Below are 15,872 nucleotides of genomic sequence, written 5' to 3' on the forward strand. Positions count from 1 at the left end.
GAACGTGAAGGGAGGCGGACGATGAAGGCGGTCGTCACCGTGATGCTGAAGGAGGGGGTGCTCGACCCGCAGGGCAAGGCGATCGCGCAGGCGCTGCACGGCTTGGGCTTCGCCGCGGTCGCGGACGTGCGGGCGGGCAAGGTGATCGAGATCGAACTTAACGAGACCGACCCCGAGGCGGCGCGGGCCATGGCCACCGAGATGGCGCGCAAACTGCTCGCCAATCTGGTGATCGAACGGTTTTCGGTGCAAGTGGAGTCGAAATGATGCGATCTCTCGTGGTTTTCGCGGTGCTGCTCGGCGGCGTCATGCTGATCGCGGCAAGGCCGGCCGAGGCCGGTTTCATCAAGCGCGATTTTCTCATCAAGTCCTGCGCCTCCTCCGATGAGCAGCGGCTCGCCGACTGCACTGGCTATCTCATCGGCGTTACCGACACCACCCAGAGCGAGGCCGGAAGCAAGGTTTGCGTGCCGGCCGGGCTTGCGATCCGCAATCTCCGCGATGCGGTCGTTTATTATCTCCGCGCGCATGCCAAGGGGGAGCCGGACGGCGATGCCGCGCCCGCCGTGCGCGCGGCGTTGCGGGCACTTTATCCCTGTCCACAATGAACGCCGGCATCGTTCTCTTTCCCGGCATCAACCGCGAGCGTGACATGGCGATAGCGCTCACCCGCGCGAGCGGGCGGGCGCCGCGCATGATCTGGCATCAGGAGACCGATCTCGCCGGCCTCGATCTCGTGGTGCTCCCGGGCGGGTTCAGCTACGGCGATTATCTGCGCTGCGGCGCGATGGCGGCGCGGGCGCCGGTGATGGCGGCGGTGCGCGATTTTGCCGCGCGCGGCGGCCATGTGCTTGGTGTGTGCAACGGGTTTCAGATCCTGATCGAGGCCGGGATGCTGCCCGGAGCACTGCTCCGCAACGCCGGCTTGCGTTTTCTCTCGCGTGACTGCCATTTGCGGGTCGAGCGCGCCGATACCGCCTTCACACGCGGTTATCGGGCGGGCGATGTGTTCCGCGCGCCGATGGCCCATGGCGATGGCAATTACTTCGCCGATGACGCGACGCTGGACCGGCTGGAGGGCGAGGGTTTGGTCGCCTTTCGCTACGCAACGCCCGCGGGTGACGTCACGCCCAAGGCGAACCCGAACGGCAGCGCGCGCGCGATCGCCGGCATTTTCTCGCCCAACCTGCGCACCCTCGGCCTGATGCCGCACCCCGAAGACCTCGTCGACCCACTCGTCGGCGGCGAGGACGGTCTGCCCCTGTTCGCCGGGCTCGCCGGGGCGTTCGCCGGGCAATGACAAGGGTATGAAAATGTTCTTTTTTGAAAAAAAGAATTTTCTTTCCGTTGGGGCAGTGCCGATGGCACTGCCCGCTCCGAGGAAATTTGCCACACCAAGAGAACGGGGAAAAAGTCTTTTTGCTTCTTTTTCTTCAGAAAAAGAAGTCTTTCCCTCCTTTTTATCTTTATACGGCTGCCCATGACCGAAATTTCCGCTGACCTCGCCCGTCAATTCGGTCTGAGCGCCGAGGAATATGGCCGGGTTCTCGCCATTCTCGGGCGCGTGCCGAGTCTGGCCGAGCTTGGCATTTTCTCGGTCATGTGGTCGGAGCATTGTTCCTATAAATCGTCGCGCGTCTGGCTCCGTGACTTGCCGACGAGCGCGCCCTGGGTGATCCACGGGCCGGGCGAGAATGCCGGGGTGGTTGCGATCGGCGAGGGTCTCGCTGCCGTGTTCAAGATGGAGAGCCACAACCATCCGAGCTTCATCGAGCCCTATCAGGGCGCGGCGACCGGGGTTGGCGGCATTCTGCGCGACGTTTTCACCATGGGCGCGCGCCCGATCGCCAACCTCAATGCGCTCCGCTTCGGCGATCCGGCGCATCCGGCGACACGGCGCATCGTCGATGGCGTGGTGCGCGGCATCGGCGGCTATGGCAATTGCGTCGGCGTCCCCACCGTCGGCGGCGAGGTCAATTTCCATCCCTCCTATAACGGCAATCCGCTGGTCAACGCGATGACGGTCGGGATCGCGCCGGCGGATCGGATTTTTCTCAGCGCCGCCGCCGGCGTCGGCAATGCCGTTGTTTATGTCGGCGCCAAGACCGGGCGCGACGGCATTCACGGCGCCACCATGGCGAGTGCCGAATTCGGCGAGGATGCCGAGGAAAAACGCCCGACGGTGCAGGTCGGCGACCCGTTCACCGAGAAATTGCTGATCGAGGCCTGCCTCGAGCTGATGGCGACCGATGCCGTCATCGCCATCCAAGACATGGGCGCGGCTGGGCTCACCAGTTCCTCGGTCGAGATGGCGGGGAAGGGCGGGGTTGGCATCGAACTCGATCTCGACCAGGTGCCGCAACGCGAGACCGGCATGAGCGCCTATGAGATGATGCTCTCGGAAAGCCAGGAACGCATGCTGTTCGTGCTGCGGCCGGGGCGCGAGGCGATGGCGGCGGCGATTTTTCGCAAATGGGATCTGGATTTCGCGATCATCGGCCATCTCACCGAAAGCGGCCATATCGTGGTGCGCCATCGCGGGCGGATCGAGGCCGATATCCCGCTCGCCCCACTCGCCGACCAGGCGCCGCTCTACCGCCGCCCGATCACCGAGACGCCGCCACCGGCGGCGCTCGATCCCGCCACCATCGCCGATCCGATCGGTATCAAAGCGGCCTTGCTCCGCCTCGTCGCCTGCCCTGATCTTTGCTCGCGCGCCTGGGTTTGGGATCAATATGACGCGACCGTCGGCGGGCAGACCATCAAGCGGCCGGGTGCGGCGGATGCCGCGGTGGTGCGGATCGAGGGGTATGATCTCGCGCTCGCGCTGACCACCGATTGCACGCCGCGCTACTGCGCCGCCGACCCGCGCGTCGGCGGGGCGCAAGCGGTCGCCGAGGCGTGGCGCAACTTGACCGCAACCGGCGCCCGGCCGCTTGCGCTGACCGATAATCTCAATTTCGGCAACCCGGAAAAGCCCGAGATCATGGGCCAGTTCGCCGCCGCGATCCGCGGCATGGCGGAAGCCTGCCGGGCGCTCGATTTCCCGGTCGTCAGCGGCAATGTCAGCCTCTATAACGAGACCGAGGGCCGCGCGATTTTGCCGACGCCGGCGATCGGCGGGCTTGGCGTGCTCGATCATGCGGCGGATGCGGTCGGGATCGCGCTGGCGCCGGGGTTGGATTTGGTGCTGATCGGGGCGAGCGTCGGCTGGCTCGGCCAAAGCCTTTGGCTCCGCGAGATTTGTGGCCGCGAAGAGGGCGCGCCGCCGCCGGTCGATCTCGCCGCCGAGCGCCGGGCGGGCGATTTCGTGCGCGCGGAAATTCTCGCCGGGCGCGTCAAAGCGTGCCACGACGTCGCCGATGGCGGGCTTTTGGTCGCGCTCGCCGAGATGGCGCTGGCGGGAGAGACCGGCGCGATCCTCGACCCGCCGCCGCCCGATTTGCCGGCGCATGCCTTTTGGTTCGGCGAGGAGCAAGGGCGTTACGTGCTCGCGCTCGCCGATGGCGCGGCCATGCTCGTCGCCGCCGAGATGGCGGGCGTGCCGGCGCGCTTCCTCGGCAGAAGCGATCGCAGCGAAAGCACCGGGCGGGATTTGACACTGCCGGGTGGCCTCGCCATATCGCTGGCAGAGTTGCAGGCGGCGCGCGAGCGGTTTTTCCCCGCTTTCATGGCCGCGCCGCATGAAACCGGCGGAACAGACGAAGGATATGGCGATGGCGATGGCGGTGAGCGAGATCGAGGCCTTGATCAAGGCGGCGCTGCCTGATGCCCGCGTCACGATCGAGGATCTCGCCGGCGACGGCGATCACTACGCCGCGACGGTGGTGAGCGAGCGTTTCCGCGGCCTCTCGCGCGTCGCCCAGCACCAGATCGTCTATGCCGCGTTGCGTGGGCGCATGGGCGGTGAGCTGCATGCCCTCGCGTTGCAGACCATGCCCCCTGAATGACGCATGCGATAAGGAGTTTTTCGCGATGACCACCGAAGCTTCCGCCAACCCTGTTTTCGCCCGCATCCAGGCTGAGATCGACGCCCATCCCGTCATGCTGTTCATGAAGGGGACGGCGATGTTCCCACAATGTGGCTTTTCGGCCCGTGTCGTGCAGATCCTCAGCCATCTCGAAGTGCCGTTCCACACCGCCAATGTCCTGGAAGACCCGGAGCTGCGCGACGGTATCAAGCAATTCTCCAACTGGCCGACCATCCCGCAGCTTTATGTCAAAGGCGAATTCGTCGGCGGCAGCGATATCGTCACCGAGATGTTCCAGTCCGGCGAACTTGCTGCCCTGCTCAAGGAAAAGGGCGTGCCGCACCAGGCCGCGGCCTGACGTCGCCGGCGTCTGATTGGCGGCGGGAGCGGGCGCTCGGCGCCCTGCTTGGGCTTGCGGTGGGTGATGCGCTCGGCGCGCCGCGCGAAGGCAGCCCCCGCGATGTCGAGCCGCCGCTGATCGGCATGGTCGGTGGCGGGCCGTTCGCGTTGCCACCGGGCGCGTGGACGGATGATACCGCTCTGGCCCTCTGTCTCGCCGATTCGCTGCTGGCCGATCCGGCGCTCGACCCTCTGGACCTCCTTTCCCGGTTTCTAGGCTGGTGGGAGCGGGGCGAAAATAGCGCGACCGGCGTTGGCATCGGCATCGGGCGGACGACCTGGGCGGCGCTGGAAGGGTTTCGCACGGAGGGCCGGCTTCTCGCCGAAGCGGGTCGGGCGCCGGCGAGCAATGGCGGCATCATGCGGCTTGCGCCGGTCGCCATTCGCTTTCATGGCGCGCCGGACGAGGCGGCGCGGATCGCCCGCGCACAGAGCCAGACGACCCATGCGGCGGCGGTCGCGGTCGAGGCGGCTGAACTTCTCGCCCGCATTCTGGTTGCAGCGATCGCCGGCGCGGGCAAGGCGGCGCTTGCCGCGCCCGCCGCCGATGTGCGCGAGCCGGCGATCGCGGCCCTGGCGTCAGGCGCGTGGCGGGGCAAGCGGCGGGGCGAAATCAGCGCCGATGGCAGCGCCGCCGGCACGCTCGAGGCGGCGCTCTGGTGTGTCGCATGCGCTGGGGATTTCTCGGAAGCGGTGCTGCTGGCCGCCAATCTCGGTGGCGATGCCGATACCGCCGCCGCGATCGCCGGGCAGATCGCGGGCGCCATTTGGGGCGCGGCTGCCATTCCGCAAATCTGGGTGGAAAACCTTGCCAAGGTCGCGCATATCTCTGACCGGGCGCTGCGGCTCTATGAGGCTGGCGCTTTCATGGGGGAATGATTTTGGGAGACGAGACATGGATCCGCGCCGCGATCGAGCCATTGGCAGCCTGCTCGGGCTTGTGGCCGGCGATGCGCTCGGCGTGCCGTTGGAATTTCAAAAGCGTGATTCCCGCCCGCTCGTCAGTGATCTCATCGGCGGCGGCCCGTTTGGCTTGAAGCCCGGCGAGTGGACCGATGACACGGCGATGGCGCTTTGCCTCGCCGAATCGCTCCTCGCCCATCCCGATCTCGATCCGCGCGATTTGATGGAACGCTTCGTGCGCTGGTGGAAAAAGGGCGAAAATAGCGCGACCGGAACCTGTTTTGACATCGGCAACGCGACCCGCGCGGCGCTCGAGCGCTTCCGCAAGAATGGCGATCCGATGGCGGGCTCGGAAGATCCGATGGATGCCGGCAACGGCAGTATCATGCGCCTCGCGCCGGTTGCCATCCGTTGGCATGGCTCGCCCGATCGCGCGGCGGCGATTGCGCGTTTGCAGAGCCAGACCACGCACGCCGCGCCGGCCTGCCTCGATGCGTGTGAATTGCTCGCGCGCGTGTTGGTCGCGGCGATCGGTGGCGCTGGCAAGGCGGCGCTGTTGCAGCCGGCGCGGCCGGGCTGGCTCGCCGAAATCACCCAGATCGCCGCTGGGCGCTGGCGCGATAAGCAGCGGGCGCAGATCCGCTCCTCCGGCTATGTCGTCGATACGCTGGAGGCGGCGTTCTGGTGCGTCGCGCGCTCGGAGGATGCGCGCGCGGCGCTGATTCTCGCGGCTAATCTCGGCCAGGATGCGGATACCGTCGCGGCGGTGACCGGGCAGATCGCCGGCGCGATTTGGGGCGCTTCGGCCTTGCCGCTCGCCTGGCGGGAGAAGCTGGTCGGCATCGATCGCATCACTCGGCTCGCCGAGCAGCTTTTCGATGTCGTGAAATAACTTTCTCCCATTCGGCTGTCGCCATCGGCGACAGCCGCCGCGGGAAAGTTTTTTGGTTCTTTTTTCAAAAAAGAACCACCCCTGTTTACATGAAGAAATCTCTTGCCGGCGCGCCCTCGAAATTATACACGGTTTATCGCATATAAAAACATTCCACGATATAAAATCGTGTTTTACAGGAGTTCCCGCCGATGACGAAGTCCAACCCGCCGCATCCCGAGACCCTCGCACTCCATGCCGGCTGGCGCGCCGATCCGGCAACCCACTCGGTCGCGGTGCCGATCTATCAGACCACTTCCTATCAGTTCGACAGCACCGAGCAGGCGGCCAATCTGTTTGCGCTGAAGGAACTCGGCAACATCTATACCCGCATCATGAACCCGACCGTCGATGTCCTGGAAAAGCGGCTTGCGGCGCTTGAGGGCGGGGTTGCGGCGCTGGCGGTGGCCTCGGGGCAGGCGGCGTCGGCCTTGGCGGTGCAGAATCTCGCCCGCGCCGGCGACAATATCGTGAGCGCGACCGATCTTTATGGTGGCACCTGGAATCTGTTCGCCAATACCCTCAAGGATCAGGGGATCGACGTACGGTTCGTCGATCCCGAAGACCCTGAGGCGTTCGCGCGGGCGACCGATGGCCGCACCCGTGCCTATTACGGCGAAACATTGCCCAATCCCAAGCTTCGCGTCTTTCCGATCGGCGAGGTTGCGACCATCGGGCGGCGTCTCGGCATCCCTTTGATCATCGACAATACGGCGGCGCCCTTGCTCGTCCGCCCCTTCGCGCATGGCGCCGCGGTGGTGATGTATTCGGCGACGAAATGGCTCGGCGGGCATGGCAATTCGATCGGTGGCGTGCTGATCGATGGCGGTAATTTCGACTGGGGCGCGTTTCCCGAACGCCAGCCGCTGCTCAACCGCCCCGATCCGAGCTATCATGGCGCGGTGTGGAGCGAGGCGGCAAAGCCGCTCGGCCCGATCGCCTATATTTTGAAGGCGCGGGTGACATTGCTGCGCGATCTCGGCGCCGCGATCAGCCCGTTCAATGCCTTTCTCATCCTCCAGGGGCTCGAGACCCTGGCGCTCAGGATGCGCGCCCATAGCGAGAATGCCGCGGCGGTCACGGCGTTTCTCGCGCGCCACCCCGACGTCACCCGCGTCATCTATCCGGGCCGCGCCGAGGGCTTGGCGTTGGCCCGCGCGGCGCAGTACATGCCGGGCGGGAAGGGTGGCCTCGTCGGCTTCGAACTCGCGGGCGGCGCGGAAGCCGGGCGGCGTTTCATCGACGCACTCAAACTTTTCTATCACGTCGCCAATATCGGGGATTCCCGCAGTCTCGCGATCCATCCGGCGACGACGACCCATTCCCAGCTTTCGCCGGCCGAGCAGGCGGCGAGCGGGGTTTCGCCCGGTTATGTGCGGCTTTCCATCGGCATCGAGCATATCGAGGACATTCTCGCCGATCTCGATCAGGCGCTGGCGGCGGCGAGACTGGTTGGCTGAGCATGGCTGACGATCGCGACGATGATCCGCCGCCGCGCGGCGCCTTGATTGCGCTGGTCGTGGTGGCCGTTCTCGTCGCGGGCGGGCTCTGGCTCGTCCATGTTCTCGGCGAGGCCGGGCGGGTGCAGGATTGCGTCGCCGCCGGGCGCAGCAATTGCGCGCCGGTCGGTGCGTCAGGCCACTGAACGCCGCGGGCTTACGCCGGCAGCAGCACCAGCGCGCTCGCGAGCGCGGCGATGCCTTCGCCGCGGCCGGTAAAGCCGAGTTTTTCCGAAGTCGTCGCCTTGATCGCAACCTGGCCCGCGGCGACGCCAAGGAGTTCGGCGAGCCGTGCCGCCATCGCCGGCACGTGCGGCGCGATTTTCGGCCGCTCGCAGATCAGGGTGACGTCGGCATTGCCGAAGACGCCGCCGCGCGCCCTGATGCGGCCAGCCGCGTGGCGGAGGAAGCGGGCGCTGTCGGCGTCTTTCCATTCGGCGTCGGAGGGCGGGAAATGGCGCCCGATATCGCCTTCGGCGAGGGCGCCGTAAATCGCGTCACAAAGCGCGTGGATGCCGACATCGGCGTCCGAATGGCCGGCGAGCCCTTGCTCATGCGGCACGATGACGCCGCAAAGAACCAGCGTGCGGCCCGGCGCGAAGGCGTGGACATCAAAACCGGTGCCGATGCGGGGCAGCCAGCTTGGCAACGGCGCATGATTTTCGTGCAACACTCCCGCGCCCCCTGCGCCCATCTGCTCTCTCTCTCGGCATGATCGCCGGGCGCTGGTTGCACGTCAACCTTCGAGCGGCTAATTTGATTAAATGCTGAGCACCCTTTCTTCGCCGTCTCCCGCTCCCGCCGGTTTCCCCAAGCTCGCCGCGATCGACCTCGGCGGTGGCGTGCGGCTTCCCGAGCCGGTCATTCTCGCGCCGATGTCGGGGGTGACCGATCTGCCGTTCCGCCGCCTCGTGCGCGCGCTCGGCGCCGGCCTTGTGGTTTCGGAGATGATCGCCTCCTGGGCGATGATCCGCGAAAACCAGACGACATTGCGGATGGCGGAAGTGGTCTCCGGCACCGGGCCCAACGCCGTCCAGCTCGCCGGCTGCGAGCCGCAGGCGATGGCGGAGGCGGCGCGGCTCGCTGTTGCGCGTGGCGCGGATCTGATCGACATCAATTTCGGCTGCCCGGTGAAGAAAGTGGCGCTCGGCCAGCAGGCGGGCTCGGCTTTGATGCGCGACGAGGGGCAGGCGGCGCGCATTCTCGAAGCCACGGTGCGCGCCGTCCCGGTTCCGGTGACGCTGAAAATGCGCCTCGGCTGGGACCACGCCAACCGCAACGCGCCGCGCCTTGCGCGCATCGCCGAATCCTGCGGCATCCGCATGGTGAGCGTGCATGGCCGCACCCGCCAGCAATTCTATACTGGCGACGCCGATTGGGATTTCATCGCCGAGGTCAAGCAGGCGGTTTCGATTCCGGTGATCGTCAACGGCGATATCAAGACGCCGCTTGATGCCGCCCGCGCGCTCGCCCGCTCTGGTGCCGACGGGGTCATGGTCGGGCGCGGCTGCTATGGCCGGCCCTGGCTGCTCGCCGAAATCAGCCATTTCCTCGCGACCGGTGAGACGCTCGCGCCGCCGCCGCTCGCGCGCCAGAAGGAAATCCTGCTCGGCCATCTCGACGCCATGCTCAGCCATTACGGTGCGCAGGCTGGGCTTCGCATCGCGCGCAAGCATATCGGGTGGTACACGACGGGTCTCCGTGGCTCGGCGATGTTTCGCGCCGACATCAACCGGCTCGATGAGGTTGCCGCAGTGCTCGCGCTGATCGATCGTTTTTATGACCCGCTGATCGACGCTTCATCCCCGGTCGCCGAGGCGGCTTGATGCGTGCTGCGCGCGGGATCGGCGGCGCAGATCAGGCAGGGGCGGAACTGGCGGCTATGGAGCCGGCCCTGCTGCTCGGCGCCTTGCCGGCGCCGGTGGTGTTGCTCGATCCCGAAAACCGTTTTCAGTATGCCAATCACGCCGCCGAGCAGTTCTTCGGCCTCTCGCGAACGCAGCTCGTGCAGCTTCGCCTGCTCGATCTGGTGCCGCCGGATAATCCGATTTTCATGCTGCTCTCGCAGGTTCGCCGCGGCGAGGTCACGGTCGCGGATCATGATCTGACGCTCGAAAGCCCGCGCCTTTCGAAGCCGGGGATCACCGTCCAGGGCACCCCGATTGCCGAAAAGCCGGGCTTTGTTTTATTGATTTTGCAAGATTTCTCGGCCGCTCGTGCGCTCGACCGGCAATTGAGCTTCCGTGGTGCGGCGCGCAGCGTCGCCGGGATGGCGGCGGTGCTCGCGCATGAGGTGAAAAACCCGCTTTCCGGCATTCGGGGTGCGGCGCAACTGCTCGAGAATTCGGTCGCCGAGGCCGATCGCGAACTCGCCGTCCTGATCCGCGACGAGGCCGACCGCATTCGCACCCTCGTCGACCGCATGGAGGTGTTTGGCGAAAAGCCGCTCCGGCGCGAGGCAGTCAACATCCATCGCGTGCTCGAGCATGTCCGCCGCCTCGCGCAGTCGGGCTTTGCCGCCGGGATCCGCTTCAACGAGCTATACGACCCCTCCCTGCCGCCGGTCTCCGGCCACCGCGACCAGTTGCTGCAAGTGATCCTCAATCTGGTCAAAAACGCCGCCGAGGCGATCACCGAAGCCGGCGTCACGCCTGGCGAGATCACGCTTTCGACGGCGTTTCAGCACGGCTTCCGCCTCGCCGTGCCGGGGGCGGAGGAGTCGCTCCACCTGCCCTTGGTGGTCGCGGTGCGCGATAATGGGCCGGGCATCGCCGACGACATCCGCCCGCATCTCTTCGACCCCTTCGTCACCTCGCGGGTTGCCGGCAGCGGGCTCGGGCTTGCGCTGGTCGCCAAGATCATCGGCGATCATGGCGGCTTGATCGAGGTCGAAAGCCGGCCCGGACGCACCGAGTTCCGGCTCCATCTTCCCATGCTGACTGAAAAAGGCGACACCGCATGAGCCTGCCGGGGGCTGTTCCGACGATCCTGATCGCCGATGACGACCGCTCGATCCGCACCGTGCTCACCCAGGCGCTCGGGCGCGCCGGCTACCAGGTGCGAAGCACGCAGACGGCGGCGACCCTCTGGCGCTGGGTCGAGGAGGGGGAGGGCGATCTCGTCATCACCGACGTCGTCATGCCGGATGAGAACGGGCTCGATCTGGTGCCGCGCATCCGCCGCCTGCGCCCGGACTTGCGCGTCATCGTCATGAGCGCGCAATCGACGCTGCTGACGGCGGTCAAGGCGGCGCAGCGCGGCGCCTTCGAATATTTGCCCAAGCCCTTCGATCTCAAGGAATTGCTGGCAACGGTAGGCCGTGCGCTGGCGGCGCCTTCGCCGCTTGCCGAGCGGCCGCCGGCGATCGGCGGCGAGGGCGAGGAGCGCCTGCCGCTGATCGGGCGGAGCCCGGCGATGCAGGAGATCTACCGCACCATCGCCCGTCTCACCACCACCGACCTCACCACCATGATCATCGGCGAATCCGGCACCGGCAAGGAGCTGGTTGCGCGCGCTCTTCATGATTACGGGCGCCGGCGGGGCGGCCCGTTCGTTGCCATCAACATGGCGGCGATCCCGCGCGAACTGATCGAGAGCGAATTATTCGGCCATGAGCGCGGCGCTTTCACCGGCGCGACCAGCCGCAGCCCAGGGCGTTTCGAGCAGGCGGCGGGGGGGACGCTGTTTCTCGACGAAATCGGCGACATGCCGCCCGAGGCGCAAACAAGGCTTCTCCGCGTCTTGCAGGAAGGGGAATTCACCTCGGTCGGCGGGCGTCAGGCGATCCGCGCCAATGTCCGCATCATCGCCGCGACCCACCGCGATCTCCGCCAAGCGATCCGCCAGGGGCTGTTTCGCGAGGATCTCTTCTACCGCCTCAACGTGGTGCCGATCCGCCTGCCGCCGCTCCGCGAACGCGCCGAGGACATCCCCGAACTCGCCCGCCATTTCCTTGACCGCGCGAGCGAACAGGGGATGGCGGCGAAGGCCCTCGACGAGGAAGCGCAGCGCGCGCTGATGGCCTATCGCTGGCCGGGCAATGTCCGCGAACTCGAAAATCTGATGCGTCGCCTCGCCGCCCTCTACCCGCAGGAGGTCATCGGGCGCGAGGTGATCGAGAGCGAGTTGCTCGATACCGGCGCGCCCCCCGCCGCCGAGCCGCCGCCGCCGGCGGCATCGGCACCGGAAAGCTTGGCGCAGGCGGTCGAGCGGCATATCATGCATGTTCTTGCCGCCCATCGTGACGGGCTTGCGCCGTCCGATATCTATGACCAGGTGCTGGCAGAGGTCGAGCGGCCGCTGATCGAGCTGACGCTGGCGGCGACCCGGGGCAACCAGATCAAGGCCGCTGCCATGCTCGGACTGAATCGCAACACGCTGCGCAAGAAGATCCGCGATCTCGACATCCAGGTGCTGCGCGGCGTGTCATGAGACGGGCAGGGCGGGTGTCGTGACGCTCATCCTCTCCGAGCATGAAGAGGCCGCCGCACCGCCGGCATCATCCGACGCGGGTGAAAGCGCCGGGCGCGGCTCATGGCGATTGGCGCGGCTCGGCGATCTCCTGCTCGGCAAGGCGGCGACGCTTTTGCTTGCCGCCGGCGCGCTTTTACTCGGCATCGGCACGTTTTCGGTGCTCGCCAACGGCGTGCCGCTCGGCTTGCGGCCAAACCTGGTGTTTGGCCTGGTGCTCGCCAATGTCGTGGTGCTGCTGTTGCTCGGCGCGCTGCTCGCGGGGCGGGTCACGCGGGTTTGGGTCGAGCGGCGGCGGGGATCGGCGGGCTCGAAGCTCCATGTCCGGCTGGTGCTGTTGTTCAGTGGCGTTGCCGTCGTCCCGGCGATCGTCGTCGCCGGCTTTGCCGCCGCGATTTTCAATGTCGGCATCGAGGCGTGGTTCAATGAGCGCGTGCAGACCGCGCTCGAAGAGAGCCTGCAAGCAGCCCAAGGCTATCTCGACGAGCATCGCAACAACATTCGCGCCGATGCCCTCGGCATGGCCAACGACCTCGCCCAGGCCGGCCGCTTCCTCGCCGACGATCCGGAAACTTTTGCCCGCATCCTCGGCTCTCAAGCGGCGTTGCGCGGCTTGACCGAGGCGGTGGTGTTCGAGCCCGAAACCGGACAGGTGCTGGCCTCCGCCGGGCTGATGTCGGGGCTTGGCGCGGAATTGCCGCCGGCCTGGGCGATCGAGGCGGCGCGCGGCGGCGATGCCGTGGTCATGGATGGCGGCGATGGCACGCGGGTGCGCGCCGTCGTGCTCATCAATGCGACGCCGTCCTTGATGCTGATGATCGATCGCCCGGTCGATCCCGCCATCCTCGACCACATGGCGCGCGTGCAAAAAGCGGTCGCGGAATATGACCGGCTCGATCAGAACCGCTCGGGTCTGCAGATCACCTTCGTCGTCGTCTTCGCGCTCGTCGCCCTCCTCGTGCTCGCCGCGGCGGTCTTGATCGGCCTCGTCATCGCCAATCAGATCGCGCGCCCGATCGGGCGGCTGATCCAGGCCGCCGAGCGGGTGCGGGCCGGCGATCTCGCGGTCCGGGTGCCCGAGACCGCGACCGGGGACGAAATCGCCGGGCTTTCCCGCGCCTTCAACCGCATGACCGGCCAGCTCGGCGCGCAGCGTAGCGAGCTGATGGACGCCTATAGCCAGATCGACGAGCGCCGGCGCTTCACCGAGGCGGTCTTGTCCGGGGTTTCGGCCGGGGTCATCGGCCTCGATGACGAAGGCCGCATCGAGCTGCCCAACCGCGCCGCCGGCGATCTCCTCGACCGCGAGTTGATGACCGCGATCGGGCGCGATCTCGGGGCGGAGGTGCCGGAATTCGCGCCCCTGATCGAAGCCGCGCGCGCCGCCCCGGAGCGGGCGCAAACCGCCGAAATCGCGATCGGCCCGGCCCATCGCCGCCGCACCCTTTTGGTGCGCATCGGCGTCGAGCAGGCGGCGGGCCGGGCGCGCGGCTTCGTCGTCACCTTCGATGACATCACCGAGCTGCAATCCGCCCAGCGCAAGGCGGCCTGGGCCGATGTCGCGCGGCGCATCGCGCATGAGATCAAGAACCCGCTGACCCCGATCCAGCTCGCCGCCGAGCGGTTGAAGCGCCGCTTCACCAAGGAAATCCACTCCGACCCCGAGACCTTCAGCCAGTGCGCCGACACCATCGTCCGCCATGTCGGCGATATCGGCCGCATGGTCGATGAATTCTCGGCCTTTGCGCGCATGCCCCAGCCGGTGATCCGCCCCGAGGATATCGGCCGCATCCTGCGCGAGGTGCTGATCCTCCAGCGCCATGCCCACCCCGAGATCGCCTGGACGACGCGGATCCCGCCGGCCGGGCCGATCGCGCCCTGTGACCACCGATTGCTCGGCCAGGCGCTCACCAATCTCCTGCAAAACGCCGCCGATGCGATCAGCATGCGCCCGGGCGCCGGCGCGATCACGCTCGCGGTGATCGACGGCGAGCAGGCGGTGCGGATCGAAATCCAAGATGACGGCGTCGGCCTTCCCGCCGAGGACCGCGCCCGCCTGACCGAACCCTATGTCACGCACAAGCCGAAGGGCACCGGGCTTGGTCTTGCCATCGTCAAGAAGATCATGGAGGACCATGGCGGCAGCCTGGTTCTCGATGACCGGCAGGATGGGCCGGGTGCGGTCGCGATCCTCGTCTTGCCTCGCGCCCCCGCTTCTTCCTAAGGTTGCCCCATGGCGCATGACATTCTGATCGTCGATGACGAGCCCGATATTCGGCTGCTCATCGAGGGCCTGCTTTCCGACGAAGGCTATGAGACGCGGACGGCGAGCACCGCCGAGGAGGCGATCGCCGCCTTTCGCCAGCGCCGGCCCTCGCTCGTCATCCTCGATGTCTGGCTCCAAGACAGCACGATGGATGGGCTCGGCATTCTCGAAATCCTCCATCGCGAGGAGCCGCAAGTGCCGGCGATCATGATCTCGGGGCACGGCACGATCGAGATGGCGGTCGCGGCGATCCAGCAGGGCGCCTATGATTTCATCGAAAAGCCGTTCAAGGTCGATCGCCTGCTCCTCGTCGTGCGGCGCGCTCTGGAGGCGGCGCTGCTGGCGCGCGAGAACGCCGAATTGCGGCTTCGCGCCGGCCCGGAGAACGAGCTGATCGGCCGCTCGCCCGCGATCGAGGCGCTGCGGGCGGCGATCGAGCGGGTGGCGCCGACCGGCTCGCGCGTTCTGATCAGCGGCGCCGCCGGGGTGGGGAAAGAGGTCGCGGCGCGTCTGATCCATCGTCTGTCGCGCCGTGCGGAGGGGCCGTTCGTCGTGCTCAATGGCGCAACCCTCAGCCCCGGGCGCTTCGAGGAGGAATTGTTTGGGATCGAGGCCGGGCCGGACCCGACGCTGCGCCCGCGCCGCGCTGGTGTTCTCGAGCGCGCCCATGGCGGCACCCTGCTGCTCGATGAGGTGTCAGACATGCCGCTCGAAACCCAGGGCAAGATCGTTCGCGCCCTCCAGGATCAGACCTTCGAGCGGATCGGCGGCGCGGCGCGGGTGCGCGTCGATGTCCGTGTCATCGCGACGACCAATCGCGACCTCCAGGCCGAAATCGCCGCCGGCCGCTTTCGCGAGGATCTCTATTACCGGCTCAGCGTGGTGCCGCTGCGTGTCCCCTCGTTGCGCGAGCGGCGGGAGGATATTCCCGAACTCGCGCGGCATTTTCTGCAACGCTCGGCGGAAAGCGCCGGCATGCCGCGGCGCGCGCTTTCGACCGACGCGCTGACCGCGCTGCAGGCCTATGACTGGCCGGGCAATGTCCGCCAATTGCGTAACCTGATGGATTGGCTGATGATCATGGCGCCGGTGGCACCAGGGGATCTGATCCGCGCCGATTCCCTGCCGCCCGAGATCACCTCCGGCGCGCCCGCCGTGCTGGCGCTCGATCCGCACGCCGACATCATGGCGCTGCCGCTGCGCGAGGCGCGCGATATGTTCGAGAGCCAGTATTTGCAAGCGCAATTGCTCCGCTTCTCCGGCCATATCAGCCGCACCGCGCAGTTCGTCGGGCTTGACCGCAGCGCGCTGCATCGCAAATTGAAGCAGCTTGGTCTTCAGAGCGAGGAACGCGGCTGACTTTTCGCGCGCCGGATGATTGGCGCGCGGGCCGAGAGTATGGCAGAAAGCGGCACGCCGGGATTGAAGGGGTG

Annotated in this window: 15 protein-coding genes and 2 pseudogenes; 16 read left to right on the forward strand and 1 reads right to left on the reverse strand. The window is 67.0% G+C overall.

Features of this window, described 5'->3' with window-relative positions; translation table 11 throughout:
- Positions 1 to 21: 21 nt before the first annotated feature.
- The 11 genes and pseudogenes from purS to DEF76_RS08330 all read left to right on the forward strand — a co-directional run bounded on the left by purS (position 22) and on the right by DEF76_RS08330 (position 7,849).
- Positions 22 to 267 carry a phosphoribosylformylglycinamidine synthase subunit PurS gene (gene purS / locus DEF76_RS08285; protein WP_114911932.1) on the forward strand — a complete coding sequence of 82 codons (246 nt, stop codon included), beginning with the start codon at positions 22 to 24 and terminating at the stop codon, positions 265 to 267.
- On the forward strand, positions 264 to 608 hold the full coding sequence (locus DEF76_RS08290; protein ID WP_114911933.1) for a Rap1a/Tai family immunity protein: 345 nt from the start codon (positions 264 to 266) through the stop codon (positions 606 to 608). Before purS ends, DEF76_RS08290 begins: the two co-directional genes overlap by 4 nt.
- Positions 605 to 1,300: a phosphoribosylformylglycinamidine synthase subunit PurQ gene (purQ, locus tag DEF76_RS08295; RefSeq protein ID WP_114911934.1), complete on the forward strand. Its 696-nt coding sequence runs from the start codon at positions 605 to 607 to the stop codon at positions 1,298 to 1,300. Before DEF76_RS08290 ends, purQ begins: the two co-directional genes overlap by 4 nt.
- Positions 1,301 to 1,313: 13 nt before the next feature.
- Positions 1,314 to 1,484 (forward strand): hypothetical protein, encoded by a 171-nt coding sequence (locus DEF76_RS19305; protein WP_162800562.1) that lies wholly within the window; start codon positions 1,314 to 1,316, stop codon positions 1,482 to 1,484.
- Positions 1,481 to 3,676: pseudogene (gene purL, locus DEF76_RS08300) on the forward strand (phosphoribosylformylglycinamidine synthase subunit PurL); the annotation flags it as partial. The gene DEF76_RS19305 and the pseudogene purL, both read left to right, overlap by 4 nt.
- A gap of 40 nt (positions 3,677 to 3,716) precedes the next feature.
- The gene (locus DEF76_RS08305; protein WP_114913750.1) at positions 3,717 to 3,950 is read left to right on the forward strand and encodes a BolA family protein; all 234 of its coding nucleotides are present in this window, start codon (positions 3,717 to 3,719) and stop codon (positions 3,948 to 3,950) included.
- A gap of 25 nt (positions 3,951 to 3,975) precedes the next feature.
- Positions 3,976 to 4,329: a Grx4 family monothiol glutaredoxin gene (grxD, locus tag DEF76_RS08310; RefSeq protein WP_114911936.1), complete on the forward strand. Its 354-nt coding sequence runs from the start codon at positions 3,976 to 3,978 to the stop codon at positions 4,327 to 4,329.
- A 44-nt stretch (positions 4,330 to 4,373) separates the two neighbouring features.
- Positions 4,374 to 5,249 carry an ADP-ribosylglycohydrolase family protein gene (locus DEF76_RS08315; protein ID WP_275895709.1) on the forward strand — a complete coding sequence of 292 codons (876 nt, stop codon included), beginning with the start codon at positions 4,374 to 4,376 and terminating at the stop codon, positions 5,247 to 5,249.
- Between the two features lie 16 nt (positions 5,250 to 5,265).
- Positions 5,266 to 6,165, forward strand: a complete 900-nt coding sequence (locus DEF76_RS08320) for an ADP-ribosylglycohydrolase family protein (RefSeq protein WP_114911937.1) — start codon at positions 5,266 to 5,268, stop codon at positions 6,163 to 6,165.
- A 191-nt stretch (positions 6,166 to 6,356) separates the two neighbouring features.
- A complete protein-coding gene (locus DEF76_RS08325) occupies positions 6,357 to 7,664 on the forward strand; it encodes an O-acetylhomoserine aminocarboxypropyltransferase/cysteine synthase family protein (RefSeq protein WP_114911938.1) in 1,308 nt (435 codons plus the stop codon).
- 2 nt (positions 7,665 to 7,666) lie between these two features.
- Positions 7,667 to 7,849: a hypothetical protein gene (locus DEF76_RS08330; RefSeq protein ID WP_114911939.1), complete on the forward strand. Its 183-nt coding sequence runs from the start codon at positions 7,667 to 7,669 to the stop codon at positions 7,847 to 7,849.
- Between the two features lie 11 nt (positions 7,850 to 7,860).
- Here DEF76_RS08330 and ispF read toward each other — a convergent pair.
- Positions 7,861 to 8,349 (reverse strand): annotated as a pseudogene (gene ispF, locus DEF76_RS08335) (2-C-methyl-D-erythritol 2,4-cyclodiphosphate synthase); the annotation flags it as partial.
- Between the two features lie 118 nt (positions 8,350 to 8,467).
- Between ispF and dusB the strand changes: the two are divergent.
- The 5 genes from dusB to ntrX all read left to right on the forward strand — a co-directional run bounded on the left by dusB (position 8,468) and on the right by ntrX (position 15,798).
- Complete coding sequence (gene dusB, locus DEF76_RS08340; RefSeq protein ID WP_114911941.1) at positions 8,468 to 9,529, forward strand: tRNA dihydrouridine synthase DusB; 1,062 nt, start codon at positions 8,468 to 8,470, stop codon at positions 9,527 to 9,529.
- A gap of 56 nt (positions 9,530 to 9,585) precedes the next feature.
- The gene (locus tag DEF76_RS08345) at positions 9,586 to 10,665 is read left to right on the forward strand and encodes a two-component system sensor histidine kinase NtrB (RefSeq protein ID WP_114913752.1); all 1,080 of its coding nucleotides are present in this window, start codon (positions 9,586 to 9,588) and stop codon (positions 10,663 to 10,665) included.
- A complete protein-coding gene (gene ntrC / locus DEF76_RS08350; RefSeq protein WP_114911942.1) occupies positions 10,662 to 12,134 on the forward strand; it encodes a nitrogen regulation protein NR(I) in 1,473 nt (490 codons plus the stop codon). The genes DEF76_RS08345 and ntrC overlap by 4 nt, the downstream gene beginning before the upstream one ends.
- 109 nt (positions 12,135 to 12,243) lie before the next feature.
- Positions 12,244 to 14,397 (forward strand): sensor histidine kinase NtrY-like, encoded by a 2,154-nt coding sequence (locus DEF76_RS08355; RefSeq protein ID WP_114913753.1) that lies wholly within the window; start codon positions 12,244 to 12,246, stop codon positions 14,395 to 14,397.
- Positions 14,398 to 14,406: 9 nt separating this feature from the next.
- Positions 14,407 to 15,798, forward strand: a complete 1,392-nt coding sequence (gene ntrX, locus DEF76_RS08360; protein ID WP_114911943.1) for a nitrogen assimilation response regulator NtrX — start codon at positions 14,407 to 14,409, stop codon at positions 15,796 to 15,798.
- The last annotated feature ends 74 nt before the right edge of the window (positions 15,799 to 15,872 follow it).

The organism is Acidibrevibacterium fodinaquatile, assembly GCF_003352165.1.
Classification (GTDB): Bacteria; Pseudomonadota; Alphaproteobacteria; order Acetobacterales; family Acetobacteraceae; genus Acidibrevibacterium; species Acidibrevibacterium fodinaquatile.

What these genes read in the sequence shown, in the direction of transcription:
- purS (WP_114911932.1), top strand. Translation starts at nt 22, where the DNA reads ATGAAGGCGGTCGTCACCGTGATGCTGAAGGAGGGGGTGCTCGACCCG.
- DEF76_RS08290 (WP_114911933.1), top strand. Translation starts at nt 264, where the DNA reads ATGATGCGATCTCTCGTGGTTTTCGCGGTGCTGCTCGGCGGCGTCATG.
- purQ (WP_114911934.1), top strand. Translation starts at nt 605, where the DNA reads ATGAACGCCGGCATCGTTCTCTTTCCCGGCATCAACCGCGAGCGTGAC.
- DEF76_RS19305 (WP_162800562.1), top strand. Translation starts at nt 1,314, where the DNA reads ATGTTCTTTTTTGAAAAAAAGAATTTTCTTTCCGTTGGGGCAGTGCCG.
- DEF76_RS08305 (WP_114913750.1), top strand. Translation starts at nt 3,717, where the DNA reads ATGGCGATGGCGGTGAGCGAGATCGAGGCCTTGATCAAGGCGGCGCTG.
- grxD (WP_114911936.1), top strand. Translation starts at nt 3,976, where the DNA reads ATGACCACCGAAGCTTCCGCCAACCCTGTTTTCGCCCGCATCCAGGCT.
- DEF76_RS08320 (WP_114911937.1), top strand. Translation starts at nt 5,266, where the DNA reads ATGGATCCGCGCCGCGATCGAGCCATTGGCAGCCTGCTCGGGCTTGTG.
- DEF76_RS08325 (WP_114911938.1), top strand. Translation starts at nt 6,357, where the DNA reads ATGACGAAGTCCAACCCGCCGCATCCCGAGACCCTCGCACTCCATGCC.
- DEF76_RS08330 (WP_114911939.1), top strand. Translation starts at nt 7,667, where the DNA reads ATGGCTGACGATCGCGACGATGATCCGCCGCCGCGCGGCGCCTTGATT.
- dusB (WP_114911941.1), top strand. Translation starts at nt 8,468, where the DNA reads ATGCTGAGCACCCTTTCTTCGCCGTCTCCCGCTCCCGCCGGTTTCCCC.
- DEF76_RS08345 (WP_114913752.1), top strand. Translation starts at nt 9,586, where the DNA reads ATGGAGCCGGCCCTGCTGCTCGGCGCCTTGCCGGCGCCGGTGGTGTTG.
- ntrC (WP_114911942.1), top strand. Translation starts at nt 10,662, where the DNA reads ATGAGCCTGCCGGGGGCTGTTCCGACGATCCTGATCGCCGATGACGAC.
- ntrX (WP_114911943.1), top strand. Translation starts at nt 14,407, where the DNA reads ATGGCGCATGACATTCTGATCGTCGATGACGAGCCCGATATTCGGCTG.